11 protein-coding genes are annotated in these 19,162 nt (G+C 40.0%); all 11 read right to left on the bottom strand.

Annotation, left to right across the window (positions count from 1 at the left end; all coding sequences use genetic code 11):
• Nucleotide 1 precedes the first annotated feature (1 nt).
• The 11 genes from CA265_24685 to CA265_24635 all read right to left on the bottom strand — a co-directional run bounded on the left by CA265_24685 (nt 2) and on the right by CA265_24635 (nt 19,158).
• The gene (locus tag CA265_24685; protein ID ARS42686.1) at nt 2-3,343 is read right to left on the bottom strand and encodes a SusC/RagA family TonB-linked outer membrane protein; all 3,342 of its coding nucleotides are present in this window, start codon (nt 3,341-3,343) and stop codon (nt 2-4) included.
• Between the two features lie 121 nt (nt 3,344-3,464).
• A complete protein-coding gene (locus CA265_24680; protein ARS42685.1) occupies nt 3,465-4,532 on the bottom strand; it encodes a hypothetical protein in 1,068 nt (355 codons plus the stop codon).
• A 658-nt stretch (nt 4,533-5,190) separates the two neighbouring features.
• Nucleotides 5,191-5,745: an RNA polymerase gene (locus tag CA265_24675; GenBank protein ID ARS42684.1), complete on the bottom strand. Its 555-nt coding sequence runs from the start codon at nt 5,743-5,745 to the stop codon at nt 5,191-5,193.
• A 113-nt stretch (nt 5,746-5,858) separates the two neighbouring features.
• Nucleotides 5,859-7,793, bottom strand: a complete 1,935-nt coding sequence (locus CA265_24670) for an alpha-amylase (GenBank protein ID ARS42683.1) — start codon at nt 7,791-7,793, stop codon at nt 5,859-5,861.
• A 233-nt stretch (nt 7,794-8,026) separates the two neighbouring features.
• On the bottom strand, nt 8,027-9,403 hold the full coding sequence (locus CA265_24665; protein ARS42682.1) for an MFS transporter: 1,377 nt from the start codon (nt 9,401-9,403) through the stop codon (nt 8,027-8,029).
• Nucleotides 9,404-9,528: 125 nt separating this feature from the next.
• Nucleotides 9,529-11,283: an alpha-amylase gene (locus CA265_24660; GenBank protein ARS42681.1), complete on the bottom strand. Its 1,755-nt coding sequence runs from the start codon at nt 11,281-11,283 to the stop codon at nt 9,529-9,531.
• A gap of 110 nt (nt 11,284-11,393) precedes the next feature.
• Nucleotides 11,394-13,712, bottom strand: a complete 2,319-nt coding sequence (locus tag CA265_24655) for a family 65 glycosyl hydrolase (GenBank protein ARS42680.1) — start codon at nt 13,710-13,712, stop codon at nt 11,394-11,396.
• Between the two features lie 98 nt (nt 13,713-13,810).
• Nucleotides 13,811-14,497 carry a beta-phosphoglucomutase gene (locus CA265_24650; protein ARS42679.1) on the bottom strand — a complete coding sequence of 229 codons (687 nt, stop codon included), beginning with the start codon at nt 14,495-14,497 and terminating at the stop codon, nt 13,811-13,813.
• A 38-nt stretch (nt 14,498-14,535) separates the two neighbouring features.
• Complete coding sequence (locus CA265_24645) at nt 14,536-16,470, bottom strand: alpha-amylase (GenBank protein ID ARS42678.1); 1,935 nt, start codon at nt 16,468-16,470, stop codon at nt 14,536-14,538.
• Nucleotides 16,471-16,543: 73 nt separating this feature from the next.
• Nucleotides 16,544-17,542, bottom strand: coding sequence for a DUF5116 domain-containing protein (locus tag CA265_24640; GenBank protein ARS42677.1), 999 nt, complete (start codon nt 17,540-17,542; stop codon nt 16,544-16,546).
• 11 nt (nt 17,543-17,553) lie between these two features.
• Nucleotides 17,554-19,158 (bottom strand): RagB/SusD family nutrient uptake outer membrane protein, encoded by a 1,605-nt coding sequence (locus CA265_24635; protein ARS42676.1) that lies wholly within the window; start codon nt 19,156-19,158, stop codon nt 17,554-17,556.
• Nucleotides 19,159-19,162 lie beyond the last annotated feature (4 nt).

The following is a 19,162-nucleotide window of genomic DNA, read 5'->3' as shown; positions in this document are numbered from 1 at the left end:
ATTATAACTTAACACTTAAATTTAAACCGTAGGTGCGCACCGGTGGTACTCCGCCCAGCTCCATACCCGGAATGGTTGCATTATAGCTCGACTCGGGATCGATGTTGTCTGTTTTCTTCATCAGGATGAATAAATTACGACCAACAAAACTCACATTTAAACCTTTAATCTTATTATTGAACAGTTTTCCAGGGAAATTATAACCCAGAATAACCTGTCTGAATTTGATAAAACTGGCATCCTGAACAAACTGTTTTGATACATTATTGGCGAAAGTGCTGTAATAATTTGCTGCATTTATGCCTAGAGCATCGCGGTTTTCCAGCGTAGCCTGGTGCAAGCCAAACACATAACCATAATAATCAGTTGCAGAGAAAATTTTACCGCCCCATTTACCATCTATCAGGAATGAAAAGTTAATGCCTTTATAGTTAAACTCGTTGTTCCAACCAGCAGTCCACTTGTTATAGGCTGAGCCATAAGGTTTCAAGTCTCCTCTTTCCGGAATACCGTTGGTATCTTTTATAATATTGCCATTGGCATCATATTTATAATCGTAAGCCATTATCTGTGCAATAGCCAGTCCTTCCAGGTTTTGTAAGAAACCAACATTACTTCTGGAGGTTGCCAAAGGTTGCGAGGCGGTACCTGGTGCCAATGTAATTACCTTGTTATCGTTATATGAACCATTTATGGTTGAGGTCCAGCTGAAATCTTTATTTTTTAAAACAACGCCTGACACTAAGGCTTCAACCCCACGGTTTTGCAACTTACCAATATTTAAAAATGCGCCGTTATAACCGGTTGTAGTTGAAGTAGGAACAGCAAGGATTTCATCTTTCGATTTTTTATTGTACCAGGTAAAATCTACACTAAGGCGATCGCCAAAAAACCTCATTTCCGTACCAACTTCCAGCTCACTGGCACTAGATGCTTTTAAAGTAGCATTCGGGATTGCAGCATTTACAATATTTCCGAGCGAGCTACCATTAATGGTTTCACTACGTAAATTATAATAAAGCTGTGTTTGGAAAGGGGTAGTTGCCTGCCCAACGTTTGCATAACCCGCCCTTAATTTACCAAAGCTTAAGAAAGAAGGTTTCCATAATTCGGTGAAAACGAATGAACCACTTATGGATGGATAAATCGTATTTAATTTATTATCTCTTCCCGGTGTTGCCAATGTAGAAAACCAATCGTTACGTGCGCTTCCTGTTAAATATAAAATATCTTTATAGGTTACTTCTAACGTTCCATAAACCGATTGAGTTTCCTGATCGGTCTGATAAACAGCAACTGCTTTACCTCCGGTATTGGCTAAATTATAAACGCCAAAAATCTGGAAAGATCCGCCGGTATTGGTGGTTCCTGAACCTTTGGTACGACGATAACTTGCTCCAAAATTAGGGGTAATGGAGAAATCATCTATTTTAAAAGATTTACCAATTAATGCATCTACATTGATATCGGAGAATTTACTGATCTGTTCGGTGTAACCTCCGTCAGCATCATAAGCTGTACCAGACGGCGTAACCGCAACGTAATTATCGTTGTAAGAATCTCTACCTGCACGCGCCTGTAAAAACAATCCGTTATCGAAGGTATATTTTGCACTGATAGAGCTTAATAAACGTTCTCTTTTGGTATTGTGTATAAAATCATAAGCTGCAAACCAGGGATTGGTTGCATAGGTATTACCGGTATTGTATGAAAGCTCCGTTCCATCAGGTTTTTTACCCGGCTTTAGTGTTTCAATATTTACACTAGTTGGCAAAAATGCGGCATTATAATTGGCATTACCTGCACCATCTGAAACCATCGGCCTGTTTTTGGCCTGTTCTAAAATATAGTTGAAACGGGCATCAATCACCAGGTTCTTGATTGGATCGAAAGTACCAGAGAGGGTAAAATTTTGTCTGTTTAAACCCGAGTTAGGTACAACCGACCTATTGGTTAAATCGCTTGCCGATAAGCGCATTACTCCACCCGTAAACGATTTGTTTAAGGCCAGGGTGTTGGTAAAAGTTCCTCCTGTTCTGTAAAAATCTTCAATGTTATCCTCCTGAGCAGAATAAGGTCTGCTTACCCCGTCAAACTGAACCACATTAGAACCATCTAACCTGGCACCCCAGCTCGAACTTCCGGTAGAAGCAGCAGCCAGTTGCGTAGCTGGTTTCTGGCCGTTTACACCTTGTCCGTATATATATTGCCAGTTGGTTCTATCCATCACCTGCTCGGCAACATAATTACTGCTAAACTCAATATTGTTCCCTTTTCCACTTTTGGTGGTAATCAAAATTACACCTGCTTTGGCCCTATTACCATAAAGTGCAGAAGCTGCAGCGCCCTTCAATACCGAAATACTCTCAATATCATCAGGATTTAAGTTGCTAATCGCATCGCCTAAATCTGGTGCATTATCGTATTGACCTCCATTATTACCAATACCAATGGTGCTTCCAAAACCAACCGGTGCACTTTCCATTGGAATACCATTTACCACATACAATGGCTGACTTGATGGGCCTAAACTGGAAACACCACGGATAGTCACATTGGTGGCTGCCCCTGCACCTCCAGAAGTACCGGCGATATCCAAACCTGCTACTTTACCCACCAAAGAGTTGGTAATGTTATTTTCGCGGGCCTGTGTTAAGGTTTCACCACCAATCTGTGTTACCGAATAACCCAGGGCCCTTCTTTCTTTTTTGATGCCTAAAGCCGTAACCACCACATCAGTAAGCTGTTTGGTATCTTCTGAGAGTACAACATCGATATTGGTTTGTGAACCGATAGCAATTTCCCTGGTTTGAAAACCAGCATAAGAAATAACCAGCGTAGCATTTTCAGGAGCATTTAAAGCAAATTTACCGTTTACATCGGTAGAAGTACCAATACCTGTTCCTTTAACCCTAACGCTTGCACCAGGTAAAGCACCTCCAAGTGCATCTTTAACTGTTCCCGAAATCGGGACTTCTTTATTTTTGCTAATGACAATCAAGCCACCATCAGAAACAGAATATTTCAGGTTCGTTCTGTTTAAAATGGCAGCCAATACGTCAGTAACCAAAGTATTGGTTACAGTAATGCTTACATCCTTATTTACGGGAACGTAAGAAGAGCTGTAAACAAAATGGTAACTGCTTTGCTGCTCAATAATCTGTAATACCCTGGCTAGCTTTGTTTTCTTAACATCTAAAGAAATTTTTTCCTGAGAAAAAACCGATGCCGAAACATTAAGACAGGTAATGAAAACCATAATACAGGCTAGTTTCATTAGCATAATGAATTTTAGAAGCGCTTTATATTTTGGGCGCCCTTGCAGTAAGTAATAATAAATCATATTTTTGTTTTTTTGGTTGCATAAAGTTCTTGGCAGCAATCTGTTTGCGCATAAACTGCCATTAATTAATCAAAAGAGAAATTGTTAAGGGCGGTGCTCCAACACCGTCCTTTTTATCTTCCTATTTCGAGATGGTTACCTGTTTTCCTTTTATCTCATATTTAAAATTATTTTCAGTTGCTTTTAAGGCGTGTAAAACTTCTTCAATACTTTCGTTGGTGATGGTTGCCGTAAAACGGTATTTTTCTATTGAAGGATCTGTAAACTTAATTTCTACGTTATACCATTTTTCTAAAACATTCTTAATCTCATCAAAATCCTGATCGTATATTTCGATCCGGTTCTGCGTCCATGCGGTTTCTACAATGGTGCTATCTTTAATCTTGGTGTAATGATTGATCGTAATTTCGGGCTGTAAGGCTGTAGGCTTAAGCAATTTACTTTTTTGTTGCGGCGCAACATTTTTGTAAAAAGTAACTTTCTGACTTGGTTTTAAAGTAATGGTTCCGCCATTTCCATTTATCGCCTCCATGGTAATTAAGCCACGAATTAAAGTGGCTTCTGACGTTGTTTCATCAGGATAAGCTTTCACATTAAAAGCAGTACCCAGTACATTGATGTTAAAATCACTTGTATGTACTTTAAAAGGTTTATTTTTATCATGGGCTACATCAAAAAAAGCCTCGCCTGTTAAGGTCACCTCTCTGCACTGATCGTTAAAACCTTTGGTAACAGATAAAGAACTTTTTGCGTTTAAGAGTACCGATGTTCCATCCTGAAGCTTAATTTTTTTACGTTCACCACTTTTTGTAGTAAAAGTATAAACCTCCTGCACCACGTTTTTGGTATTACTGTTATTAAAGTAGCTATTGTAAACCAAAACCGAGCCCAGCACAAAAACCAATGCGGCTGCAATTTTAAGCCATAAATAACGGTTCAGTTTAACTACCTTTTCTTCAGGAAACATACTTTCCTTCAAACTTTCCGTCTGTTTAGTTAAGGGGCGTTTATTGCCACTCAATATCAGATAAAGTTTTTTTGCTTCTGCAATTACTGCAGCCTGCTCGGGGTGGGCATTAACGTACTTCTCCCAATATCCAATGCAAAGCTTGTCGGTTCCAGCGCAATATTGCTGAAAAGTGCTATCGACAAGAAAATCTTCTGCATTGAATTTACTTCTATCAACCATTCTAATTTGCCTTTTATATATCAGTGCCCAAAAGCTTTACTTTTTCCTAAGGAAATTTTAACTTTTTTTTAACACAGCCGAATATATGCGCTGAAAGCAGATTAAATGAAGAAATTTAATTTGCAGGAATGCAGCTTAAGAAACACAAAGGAGTTGATCCGCTCAAGGTTTAAGTAGTTTTTATGTTTTTTGGAAAGCAATTGCACGGGAAGCCGCCAAGTAGCACCAGCCCGTTGTTCCTAAACCCCTGCCTGCAGCAGGCAGGCGGTAGAAACGGAAATCCTTTTTATTGCTTACAACCATATTTAACTATAACGTTTATTTGCAATAAAAAGATTGGAGTGTATATCGGGACTATAGCACCCACGGAGACAGGGATGTTCGTTTTCAAAATATAAAAACCACTATCTCAAACTGGCAGACTGTGAGAATAGAAAGACTTCAGAAATTTAAGTTATTAATTTTTGGGGCGTTTTAACACGCTATCCGCTGTATCTTTTGGCTTTCCTTCAACTGGCTCAGGATCACCAAAAGGATGCCGCTCCTATCGTTAACGCAGATTTTCTGCCCAAATCAGAAGTTTATAAAGGAATTGAACTAACTGCAAAAGATCTCTCCATTCCGCTGCGCTGCAATCGAGATGACGAAATGCGGAGATTTACGCATTAAATTCTTTTCTCAGGATTTTAAGCGCATCGTAAATGGTATTGTAGGCTGTTTTTATTGTCTGATTACTTTGCTCGGCGATCTGTTCATAACTTAATCCATCAAAAAACTTCAAATGGATAAGCTGTTTTTGGCGAAAGGTCAGTTTTTCGAGGGCATTTTTAAGCTGATGTTGCACCAGTTCATCACTTTGTACTTTAACAATAAACTCTTCGTAACTCATTTCCATCCACTCACCATCGGCGCCAGCATTAAAAAGTGCATCGTTAATTTTGCGCTTCCTTTCTAAAATCCTGAGCAGTTTGCGTTTAAGGAAGGTACGCAGATAGGCTTCAACATGATCAACACGGCTTAGGCTTTCGTGTTTCTCCCAAATGGTGGTAAATACAAGGTCCGTAGCTTCACTGGAAGTATCTGCATCGGCACAAACCCTGATCCCGAAATTTACAAGCGGGTAATAAAGTGCCGCATAGAGATCAAAAAACGCATCTTTATCGCCAACCCGTAATCGTTCCCATAATAAGTGATGCGCTAATTTGTTATCCATTAAAATTGTTAGTTGTTATCACAATATTAACTAAAAACAACAAGATTATTACGTACAGATTTCGATCAATTAAAAAAACCTATCAGGTTTCGAAAACCTGATAGGTTTGAATATTATTTTAAAGCCGTTTTGCTGAAAATATGATATTCACCAGGGGCCAAAGTTCTGTTATAGCTATTTGATGAAAGGTCAATACTGCTTCCAACCGCATCGACCCAAATGCCCGATGAACCAAAATCAATATTGGCCGTCTGGCTTACCACATCAAAATTTCCAACCACCACTACCGTATTTGCACCCTCTATTAGTTTAATATACTTGATTCCACCAGCCAGGTTATAACTTGAGTTTGTTGAATTAAAAATGCTGTTATTCTTTTTCAACCTGATCAATTTAGCATAGGCATCGTACAAAGCTTTACGGTTCGGATCGGTATAATAATCCCATTTAATTGGTTTTTCACCTGTTCTTCCATTAAAATCGATGCTGATATCATAACCCAATTCACCAAACTGCCAGATCATTTTTGGTCCGGGGATACTAAATAGAAAAGCAGCAACCAGTTCTTCTCTTTTTAACGAAGTAGCCAAGTTTCCTTTAATTACATAACTGCCCGAAGCATTACCATAGCTGATGTTTTTAAAATTCAACCGCTCTTCATCGTGACTCTCACCATAACCAACCAAATTTTCAGACTTCGTAAAACCATGATTGGCATAAAAACCCCATTGAAAATTAGAGCCATCTAACCAGCCCATTGTAGCCTCGTTCATGTTGTAATTCATGTTGTTCCACAGCATCATACCGTCATCGGCCAATACCTTTTCTTCTGATTCTTCAGCAAAATGCTCTAAAATCACGTAGAAATTCGGATCAATACTTTTGATATAGCCATTATAGTCTTTCCAGGTCGCAATCCGGCCAGCATCATATAACCTAAACTGTCCATCATCAGTTGATTGCTTTTGCGTAAATCCTTTCGAAAGATCGAAACGGAAACCATCAATTTTATATTGCTGCATCCAAAACTTCATCACATCTTTCGAGAATTTTTTGGTCGCTAAATGCTCGTGGTTAAAATCATAACCTACATTAAATGGATGTTTAGCCTCAACATTAAACCATGGGCTATTTGCAGTAGGTTTTGAGCCATCGAAATACAATTGCACCATAGGCGATTGGCCAAAGGAATGGTTCAATACCATGTCCATAATCACGGCAATGCCACGGCCATGGCATTCATCGATAAAATTTTGCAAGGCCGTTTTGGTACCGTAATATTTATCAGGTGCAAAATAAAATGACGGATTATAACCCCAGCTTAAATTACCTTCAAATTCGGTTACCGGCATCAGCTCTATGGCATTGATCCCCAAAGCGGTTAAATAATCGAGTTTGGCTAAGGTTGAGGTATAATTATGCTCGGTGGTAAAATCGCGGATGAGCAATTCGTAAATGACCAGGTTATCTTTAGCCGGACGGACAAAACTGGCATTTTTCCAGGTGTAAGTTGGCTGATTTGCCTGCATGACACTTACAATACCTGTGGTTTTACCTGCTGGATAGGCTTTTAAGTTTGGATAGGTCGCGGCAGTAATGTATTGATCATTGTTCGGATCGAGTATTTTCTCACAATAAGGATCGGCAACCTTTAAGTTACCATCTACATAAAACTGGTAGGCATATTCTGTATTCGGGTTTAAATGATCTACCTGAACCCACCAATAACTGCCATCAGGTGTATTTTTCATTGGTGTTGTTGCTGCAGACCAATCGTTAAATTCGCCAATGAGGGAAACTGATTTTTTGCCCGGTGCATATAGGGTTACAATAGCCGATGTTCCGTTATTGATAAATACCACCCCATCTTTGGCTCCCGCTGGTAAAGCTGCTGTTTGGTTTGTTGGCGAAGGATCCAAACCGCTATCTGTTGATGTTTTTTTACAGGCGGTATTGAACGCTGTTACCAATAGCAATAGATAGACTATCTTTTTTGCTTTTTTTGTTTCGTGCAGACACGAACCAAGACGGTAAATTATTTTTTTCATTTGGTTAGGGGTTTTATTAATTCACGTCATTGCGAGGCCCGAAGCAATCTTACCACGATCGCTTTAAGATTGCTTCCCCGAAAAGTCGGGACAGGCAGTCGTTCCTACTCTCAATGACGAACCTTTCTATCGGTCTGTGCGCTCACAAACCGAAATACCCGCTAATGGTTTGTGAGCACACAAACCACGGACATCAATCAAATGGTCTGTGGGAGGCACAGACCATGGAATATCTATACTGATCTATTTTCTTCTACTCCAAGTTTGGCAGCTAAAACTTCATCCGTTTTTTTGGGTTCACGGATAAATACATAACAGATTACAGCGGCTAAAATCATTAAGCCACCACCCAATTGAACAGCTAAAAGCCTGTCGTTATTAAGTACATTGCGCATTAACCAGCCAAAACCAAGTGAAGCAATAATTTCGGGCAGCACAATAAAAAAGTTAAAAATACCCATGTAGATCCCGATTTTATCTTTAGGTAAAGAACCGCTTAACATGGCGTAAGGCATAGAAAGGATACTGGCCCAGGCAATACCAACCCCTGTCATACAGAGATACAGCATATTTTTATCATGAACCCAGGCCACACTGATTAAACCAATTGCCCCACAAATTAAGCATAAAGCATGTGTGGTTTTTCTCCCTAGCGCATCTGCAATTTTTGGCAATACCAAAGCAAACAGAAAAGTAATTACGCTATAATAAGCGAGGGTTAAACTGCCAAAATCGGCACCTTGTGCGTAAACCGGGTCGGCAGCATCTTTCCCACCAAAAACGTTCACGGCAACAGCTGTGGTATAATAAAACCACATTAAAAACAAACCTGGCCATGTAAAAAACTGAACCAAAGAAACAATCTGCATTCTTTTTGGCATGTTCCTTAAGGCATGAAAAATTTCCCTTGCACCACCACCAAAACCTTTATTGCTTTCTTTTACTTTTTCTTTAAAATCTACATCTTGCGGAGGATATTCTTTGGTGGTAAAAACCGTCCACAATACGGCAGCAAAGAAGAAAAAAGCGCCTATATAAAAAGAGAACTTTACATTTTCAGGAATACTTCCCTGTTCGGCGGTATTGGTTAAGTGGAATACATTGTTCATAATCCATGGTAAGGCCGAAGCTACACTTCCACCCAAACCAATCATCATACTTTGCATAATGAAACCGCGGTTCACCTGACTATCGGGTAATTTATCGGTCACAAATGCACGGAAAGGTTCCATGGCAATGTTCCCAAAAACATCCAGGATCCAAAGCAAACCAGCTGCCATCCACAGCACACTGCTATGCGGCATAAAAATTAAAGCAATGCTGCTCACAATGGCCCCAATCATAAAATAAGGTCTTCTTCTACCCCATTTTGGATGCCAGGTACGATCGCTCAGGTAACCAATAATCGGCTGCACCAATAATCCGGTTAAGGGCGCAGCCAAAAACAATAAAGGAACCTGATCGGGATTGGCACCAAGGTTTTCGTAAATACGCCCCATGTTTGCACGCTGTAAATCCCAACCGAATTGAATCCCAAAAAAACCAACACTCATGTTGATGATTTGTACAAGTGTTAATTTTGGGTTCTCGAATATTGTTTTTAAGCTCATTTTGTTTAGTTTAAGCGCTTAGCGCTGGGCGCATGGCGTCCTATTCGGTTAATAAATTAATTTAAATATTTCATCTACACCATTCTCTACCGCCAAACGCGTGACGCTTAACGCATGGCAATTGGTTAAAATTCAATCACCTGTGCACTAACGGGTGCAAGGCTTACGGGTATGCTTGTTCCGGCCGGGATATTTAATTTTCTGTCTGTTAACAAATCTGTAACCGGAGATGAATGTTTAACTTTTAAAATCTGATCAGGGATTTCGATATTGGCGGTTAAGGTTTGTGTCCGATCAAAATTGGCCACTACCAATAAACGTTGTTTACCTGAGTAACGGATAAAAGCATACATGCGATTATTCATATTACCTGTAACCGGCACCTCATAAATTTCACCATTCATTACGGCATCACTCGATGAAGTAACTTTTAATAACTGTTGATAATAAGCGCGTAATTTCTGCTCGTTTTCACTTAATTTTTTACCATCAAAGGCGCCATTATTCATCCATTTCTGGTGGCTTGGAACACCCCAATAATCAAAAATAGTGGTTCGGTTATCATCTCCGCCAAAACCCTCTTGTCCTTTTCCGGGCTCACCCACCTCTTGCCCGAAATAAAGCATCACCGGACCAGCACCTAATGTTGCCGAAACAACCATTGCAGGTAAAGCCAGCTCGGCCTTGCCTGCAAATCCTGCTGATGCAATACGTTCTTCATCGTGATTTTCTAAAAAGCGCAACATATGTTTGCCAAAACCAGCACTCTCTACCTGCCACACGTGTTTAATCGCCGCTACATCTGCAGTTGGTTCATTTCTGATCAGTTTTTTAAGTCCATCGTATAAACCCACTTTATCGTAGAGGTAATCGAATTTACCTTCATCTAAATATTGTTTGTAAACTTTTGGATTGTAGGCTTCGCCCAGAAAAATCAAATCAGGATTCACTTTTTTCACTTGTGGAATTACCCAGTTCCAAAACGCAATAGGCACCATTTCGGCCATATCACATCTAAAACCATCCACGCCTTTGTTGGTCCAATAGGTTAAAATATCGCGCATTTTTAACCAAACCGGAGGAATGGGATTGAAGTATTGTTTTTCGCCATTCTGATAATCTACCCCATAATTCAATTTAATGGTTTCGTACCAGTCATCGTATTTAGGCTGTGGTGAAAATACATTGTTACCGGTAGCTTTTGCCGGATTCTCATTAAACTTACCGTCCTGCAAAACCGAAAGCGGTGTTTGTGTTGCCCCACCAGTTGGCGATGCAAAAGGCTGACCAGGGCTATAATAAAAATCGTTGCTGGCGCTAAAAGCTTTGGTTACATCATCCTGGGCACCAAAATCGACTACATCTTTTGGTTTTGCATAAGAATGGTAACTTCTGGCTACGTGATTGGGAACAAAATCGATCAGCACTTTTAAGTTTTTAGCATGTGTTCTTTTCACCAGTGCTTCAAACTCCTTCATTCTGTTTTTAACATCAACCGCCAGATCGGGATCTACATCATAATAATCGCGGATGGCATAAGGAGATCCCGCTCTACCCTTTACCACATCGGCGTCATCAGGTTTAATTCCATAGGCCGAATAATCGGTTAAACTTGCATGGGCCAATGCGCCGGTATACCACACATAGTTTACATGGAGTTCTTTTATACCGTCTAAAGCTTTATCGGTAATATCGTTAAACTTACCAGAACCATTTTGTTCAATGGTTCCGTAAGGGGTATTGGTTGTATTTTTATTCCCAAATAAACGGGGCAATAACTGGTAAATAACGATCTGCTTATCGTTCATTTTTGTAGACTGTTTTTGTGCAAAGGATGATAGTGAGAGAATTGCAAAGGTAAGGGAAAGTGATATAATCATCCCCCTACCCCCTCTAGAGGGGGACAAATGAAACGCGGGACTGTTATCTCGTTTAGTTAAACCGAGTGATTTTAACCCTCTACCTTCCACCTTTAAACCCTCTACCTTTCTCATACCAATTCTGCGTTATTCACTTCAATTTCGGTATTTCCCGCCAATTTATAAAGCTGGTTTCTGATGCCGATTTCTAAATCAACCGCTGCATTGTTTTTGATGCTGATGCCGCTCTCGGTAATATTGATCTTTAAGGTAGCGCCTCTGAAACCAATGGTAAACGAAAAAGATTTCCATTTGCCTGGCAAGAAAGGATTAAACTGCAGTTTACCTTCACGCACACGCATACCTGCAAAACCTTCTACCACACTCATCCAGGTTCCTGCCATCGAAGTGATGTGCAAACCATCTTCGGTATCGTTGTTATAATCATCCAGATCTAAACGGGCAGTACGCAGATAAAATTCATAGGCGCGTGCTTCGTCATTTAATTTTGCCGCTAAAATACTGTGTACACAAGGAGATAATGAGCTTTCGTGTACGGTACGCGGTTCATAAAAATCGAAATTGCGTTTCAAAGTATCCAGATCGTAGTCTTCTTCAAAGAAATATAATCCCTGTAAAACATCAGCCTGTTTAATGAAACACGAACGTAAAATCCTGTCCCAGCTCCACTTCTGGTTAATCGGACGTTCGCTCGCCGGCAGATCTTTAACTAAAGTTTGTTCTTTATCGAGGTAGCCATCCTGTTGTAAGAAAATACCCAATTTTTCATCCTGCGGATAATACATCTTTTCGATAATATCTGCCCAATCGGCAAATTCCTTTTGATCGAAATTTAAGCTTTTTAATAAACTGTTATATTTTTCTGGCTGCTGCGTTTTCACGATTTCGGCAGCTTCGGTTGCATATTTCATACACCAGGTAGCCAAAATATTGGTGTACCAGTTGTTGTTTACATTGTTCTCGTATTCGTTTGGACCAGTTACGCCAAGCATTACGTATTGCTGTTTATCGTTGCTCCAGTTAACACGTTGTTTCCAGAAACGGGCAATACCGATCAATACTTCCAAACCAAAATCAGAAAGATAACTTTCATCGCCTGTATAGCGGATATAATTGAAAATGGCAAAAGCGATGGCCCCATTCCGGTGGATTTCTTCGAATGTAATTTCCCACTCGTTATGGCATTCTTCACCATTCATCGTCACCATTGGATAAAGTGCGGCACCATCTTTAAAGCCTAATTTCGCTGCATTTTCTATTGCCTTGCCCAATTGTTTATGGCGATAAACTAATAGGTTTTTGCTTACTTCCTGTGGGGCTGTTGCCAGGTAAAAAGGCACACAATAGGCTTCTGTATCCCAATAGGTAGAGCCCCCATATTTTTCGCCAGTAAAACCTTTCGGACCGATGTTCAAGCGGTCATCTTTACCAGTGTAGGTTTGAAAAAGCTGAAAAATATTGAAACGAATGGCTTGTTGGGCTGAAACATCACCTTCGATAATGATATCACTTTCTTCCCACTTGCTTGCCCAGGCTTCAGTTTGTTCTTTTAATAAAGTATCAAAACCTTTGGCAGATGCTTTGGCAATTATCGATTTTGTTTCTTTTAGAAGTGATTCTTTTGGATAATTTTCTGAAGATAAATTCGCCGCAATTTTGACCAAACTGATCTCTTCGTTTGCTTTTACCTCAAGAGAAAAAGTTTGCCCCACAAATTTCTCTTTGCGAACCGCCTCTGGGTTAATCGCTAATTTCTCCGCATTTTTATATAGTTCAATATTACTCCCGGTACAAACCTCAAATTCAGTTTTCTTAGTTCTTAATTTAATGTAAGCCTCTGTTCCAGAAATTTCATCTGCAACTTTATCCCAGAATTTTTCGTCGTAGTTACTGTCCTGATTTTTAACATCGCCATCAATAAAAGGCATTAATGTTAATCTGCCATCGAAATTTAACGGCGTAATGCTATAACGGATGGCACCCACTTCATCATCAGCGATGCTGCAAAAACGGGTTGATTTAACTTTTAAGGTTTTACCACTTTTTAATTTTGCCGTAAAAGTACGCTCCAGGTATCCGGCATGCATGTTCAACACACGTTTAAAATCGCTTACCTCAGCTGTTGCCAGATCAAGGATTTCACCATCTAGTTTTACTTCAATGCCTATCCAGTTTGCTGCGTTTAATACTTTTGCAAAATATTCCGGATACCCGTTTTTCCACCAGCCCACACGGGTTTTATCTGGATAATAAACACCTGCAACATAATTTCCAGGTAAGGTTTCTCCGGTGTAAGTTTCTTCAAAATTGGCGCGCTGGCCCATACGGCCATTACCTAAGCTGAAAATACTTTCGGAAATTTTATTTAAATGTGGATCAAAGCCTTCTTCGATAATATTCCACTCATCTGCTTTAATGTAATTTTTCATATTTAGTCAAGTAGCGAGTAACTAGTATCAAGTAATTAGAATTGAGTATCAAGATAAATTTACTACTTGATACTTACTACTTAATACTTGCTACTCCTTTACAATTCTTCTAGGTCTTTAACTGTTAATTTGTCTAATCCGCTTACGACTACATCTGCCTGGGTAAGCACGCTTTTTTCGCCGATACCGATGGCTTTCATTCCGCCTCTTTTTGCAGCCTCTACACCCGCAACAGCATCTTCAAAAACCACACATTCGTCAGGTGCGAAGCCTAAGAGTTCGGCTCCTTTTAAAAATACTTCCGGATCGGGTTTTGATTTGGTCACCATGTTTCCGTCAACAATCTTATCGAAGAAATGAGCAAGATCTGTTTTCTCCAAAATAATTCCTGAGTTTTTACTTGCCGAGCCTAAAGCCAATTTGTAACCCGCTTTATGAATCGCCGTTAAGAAATCAACCGTTCCAGGTAGAACTTCTGCAGGTGTCATTTTAGTAATCATATCTACATACCAGCTATTTTTTAAGCCAGCAAGCTCATCCTTTTCGCTATCTGTTTTTTCTATACCACCCCAGGCCAAAATCTTATTCAAACTTTCTACGCGACTAACACCTTTCAACTGTTCGTTCTGCTCTTCTGTAAAATCGAAACCCATGGTGTTGGCTAAACGTTTCCAGGCTTTGTAGTGATAAACGGCGGTGTCAACCAGGACGCCATCGAGGTCAAAAAGACAAGCCTTGATTTTAGTCGGAAGTCCGGAGTCCGAAGTCGGGAGTATTTCTAGCATATTTTTTATCTGTAGTCGTCGACTTAAGTCGACGGGAATTAATTTAATACTAAAACCAATGTTGTTTTAGCAGGCACTTTAATGCTTTTAAAATCGATGTTTTCACCTGTGATTACATTTTTAGCGGCTGTAATCCCTTTTGTTCTTTCGGCAAAACGATCGGTATTTATTATTTTTTCTTTGTCAATATTGTTTACTATAACCATTACTGTTCCTTTTGGTTCTGCATTGTAGCGGAAATAAACATAAATATCATCCTGAGGGACAAATTGCATCAGTTTACCTGTTTGTAGTGCTGCGCTGCTTTTGCGAAAATTTGCCAAGGTTTTAACAAAGTTGAAGGCATCATTTTCTTTATTGGTACGGCCATTAGCGATGAACTTATCTTTTTTATCGCCTTCCCATCCACCAGGGAAATCAGAACGGATTAAACCATCGGGATTGGAAAAGTTTTTCATTAAAATTTCTGTTCCGTAATACATTTCAGGAATGCCGCGCATGGTTAACAGGATGCTCATTCCCATTTTATATTTATCTAAATCTTCGCCCACCATCGAATAGAAGCGGCTCATATCATGGTTATCCAAAAAGATGCAGTTGGTATTTGGATTTTTATAAAGAAAATCGTGCGCTAATGTGGCATACAAACGGTTAATTCCGTCAACCCAACCGTTCTTGCCATTTATTCCTTCGTAAATGGCATCTTTCAAAGTGGCATCGGTTATACCTTGAAGGTGTGTATCAAAACCACGGTTAACGGTATTTCCTCCTGTAAAAAAGGCCTGGTTGGCCACTGCAGTCACCAACGTTTCACCAAAAACAGATAGATGAGGGAATTCCGCCTGAACTTTTAAAGCCCAATCGGCCATATAAACGGGATCGTTATACCCGTAAGTATCCAAACGCAAACCATCAATACCAGCATATTCAATCCACCAAATGTGATTTTGGGTAAGGTAGTTCTGCACATAAGGATTGGTTTGATTTAAATCGGGCATTGAAGGTACAAACCAACCATCTAACATCTGTTTACGATCTGCCGTAGAGGCATGCACATCCATCACGGTCTGATCGCGGTAACTCGTTTGGGTATATTTTGGCCATTGGTTTAACCAGTTTTTCATTGGTAAATCTTTATAAAACCAATGTTGTGTACCAATGTGGTTGTGTACAATATCTTTAATTACTTTTAATCCTTTGGCATGGGCAATCTCTACATACTTTTTGTAAAGTGCATTTGTGCCATAACGGGGATCTATTTTATAGTGATCAGTTACTGCGTAGCCGTGGTAAGAAGCCTGTGGCATATCGTTTTCTACCTCCGGAGTCATCCAGACTGTAGTTACACCCAAATCTTTCAGGTAATCGAGGTGGTTAATTACGCCTTGTATATCGCCACCATGACGGTAGTACATGCTATCGCGGTTTAATGCCATTTCTGTTAAACCCTGAACTACATCGTTGCTTTTATCGCCATTCGAAAAACGATCGGGCATAAGCAGATAAATAAAATCTTTGTTGGTTACGCCCTGAATTCTACCCGCGCTTTTATCGCGGTTTTTTAATTCGTAAGTGTAACTGAATATCTTTTTGCCATTTACAGAAAAATTGATTGGAAAACTACCCGATTTTACGGTAGCGGCAATTGTTAAATCGAGAAATAGATAATTGGGATTTTCTACTTTATTTACTTTAACCAGCTTAACGCCTGGATAAGTTAAGGCTACTGTGGTTTGGGCAATGTTATCGCCGTGCACGAGTAACTGTAATTTAGGATTATGCATCCCCACGTACCAGAACATGGGCTCTACACGCTCCAGCTTTTGGGCGAAGAGATTGATACTGCTAAACAGTACAACCAGGACAATGAATATTTTTTTTAATCCCGGCACATTTGCGTGGATTTTAGTTTGAGCATTAAAGGGAGAGGCAATAACGGAAGAAAAGGTAGCTGAGGTAAGCGATTTTATCATGCTAAAACTTTTTAATGATTTTAAAAATCCTGCAGAGATCAAACGATCTCTACAGGAATAGTTTAGTTAATGATTAATTTTTAACCATGGTGTATGATCCGGTTTTACCATCAGCATTAACGGTTAAGGTTAAAGTATAGGTTCCGGCATCGGTTACCATGATATCAGCGCCATTGTTGCCAATACTGGTTGTCCAATCGTGGTTTAATCTGAATTTAAAAGCACCGGCTGTTAAAGCAATTTTCGCTTGCCAGGTGCCTTTTCCATCATTAATAAATTTTAAATCGGTATCTACTGCCCAGTTACTGCCAGGAATTGCACTACCAATAACAGACCAGTAGTCGGCTTTTGCAATGGTATAGGTTTTCTTATTTAAGTCAACGGTTAGTAGTTTGAATTCTGCAGATACTGAACTGATATCGCCTCCAGAGGTACTAATTGTACCACCACCTGCATCGCCATAAGCTACATCCCATTTTTTTTCTGGTGTAATTTTAAACGGACTACCATCAAACTTGATGATTCCGGTATAAATGCCATTGCTGGTTAAGGACACCAAACTATCAGCTGTTGAAGGGTTCCAGCCCTGATAATTGCCAGGTACATAAATCCATGCCGATGCTAAATAAGGGGTAGCGCTTAACGTAATTACATTAGAATAGGTCATGGCATTTGCCGCAGCACCTGATTTCAACCTTACTTCTACCTGCGCCGGTGTACCGATAGTTGCACCCAGTGCTAACATCATGGTATTAAAATCGTTTACCGTAGGCGAATAGGAAGTTGTACTGATTACATATTCTTTAGGCGAAGCAAAGTTTTTTCCTTTAATATCAAACTGAATGGTAGAGGTTACCGGAACCGTGTAACCCGTAACGGTTGATGCAGGAAATGTTAAGGTCAACGCAGGTTTTGTTCCATTTGCCTGTACTAAGCTTAAGCTCGTAGCCGAGGCAGTAAGTGTACCCGCAGGGCTTACATTCGAAACCGTCTGCGTTTCGTCTTTTTTGCAAGACCAAAGCGATACCGCTAAACAGCATACCGCTAAGGATTTAAATAATATTGATTTCATATGTTATGAGATTAATAACCAGTGTTTTGAACCAGATTCGGATTTGCAATTAAATCGGCATTCGGAATCGGATATAGATTACGGTAAGCAGGCAAACTAGTACCAGCTTTTACACCACCTTTAAACGGCCATAAATAAGTAGCGCCGGTAAATTTGCCATAACGGATTAAATCGGTACGACGGTGACCTTCCCAATACAACTCGCGACCTCTTTCATCTAAATAAAAATCAGTTGTTAAAGCTGCTGCGCTAACATTACCGCTTGCATTGCCATAAGCTCTTTGACGTAATCTATTCACGTAAGTTAAAGCATCTGTTACATTACCACCCGAACCGCCTCTGGCGACTGCTTCTCCATAAATAAGATATTGTTCTGCCAAACGGAAAAGGGCAAAATCTAAAGAACTGAATGTTCCGTTTAATGATGCAGGCGTTGTTCCGCCGGAAGTTACATTTTTAAACTTGGTTACCTTTAAACCATCATTAGGATCTGAAATGGCATCTATTGTGGCTTTCGGTCCAACAAAAACACCACGTTTATCAATAGATCCTGTAGTATTAGGAAATAAGGCTGGTAAATTCTGACGGGTACGGTTACCGGCCCAACCACCATTTGGCACACCATAGTCACCTGCCACCATACCTGCAGCATCAGCTGATGCATAAACTGCTGCGTTGATCAGGAAAGTGGTACCTCCGTAATTGGTTCCGTTTACACCGTCATAATTAATGGTTAATATATTCTCGGTGTTTCCGATATTGTTATCTGCTTTAAACAGATTGGCATAACTCGGATTTAAAGTATAACTGGCCGCAATAACTTTACTTGAATAGGTAATCGCTTCAGTGTATTTTGCAGTACCGGTATAAACTTGCGCATTCAAATACAACCTGGCCAGCAATGCCCAATCTGCGCCTTTATCGGCACGGCCATACTCGTTCGCACGTGGTTCAGCAAGGTCGCTTTCTATGGCTTTCAATTCTGATTCCACATAAGCAAACAAGGCTGCACGCTGAATCTGTTTAGGGTTAACCTTTCCAATTTCATCAGCTTCAGTAACAAATGGCGGATTTCCAAATGCATCTAACAATACCCAATACTGATAGGCACGTAAGAAACGGGCTTCTGCACGATAACGTGCAACATTAGTTGCATCGGCTCCGGTAATATTACGTGAAGCCAGTTTATCGGCAGTACTTTGACGTAAATAATCGTTAACCAGGGTAATTTGCGAAATACTGCGTGAGTATAACCCCCTTAAAAACTGGTTATCGGTAGACCAGGTTGCATTATCTAATTCAGGAATACCGGTATCGCCCCAGTTACACACTGCTTCATCTGTCACCAATTCTTGCGAGGTCCAGAATAACCTTAAAAAATCTGCAAAACCTGAGTTTAAGCCCCCAACATCACTGTTATCTGAACCCGATGGACTTGTTAATCCATAATTTGCATATAACCTCACCAACTGTTGTTTGTAACCTGCAGGCGTAGCGTAAGCAATATCTGCTGTTACATCGTTGGTTGGTGTTAGATTTAATGCGTCTTTTTTGCATGCGTTTAATGATAACACTAAAACCGCCGATGCCAATATTATTTTAAATGAGCTTTTCATTTTA

The organism is Sphingobacteriaceae bacterium GW460-11-11-14-LB5 (genome assembly GCA_002151545.1).
Classification (GTDB): Bacteria; Bacteroidota; Bacteroidia; order Sphingobacteriales; family Sphingobacteriaceae; genus Pedobacter.
This window is presented reverse-complemented; position numbering and strand designations above follow the sequence as displayed.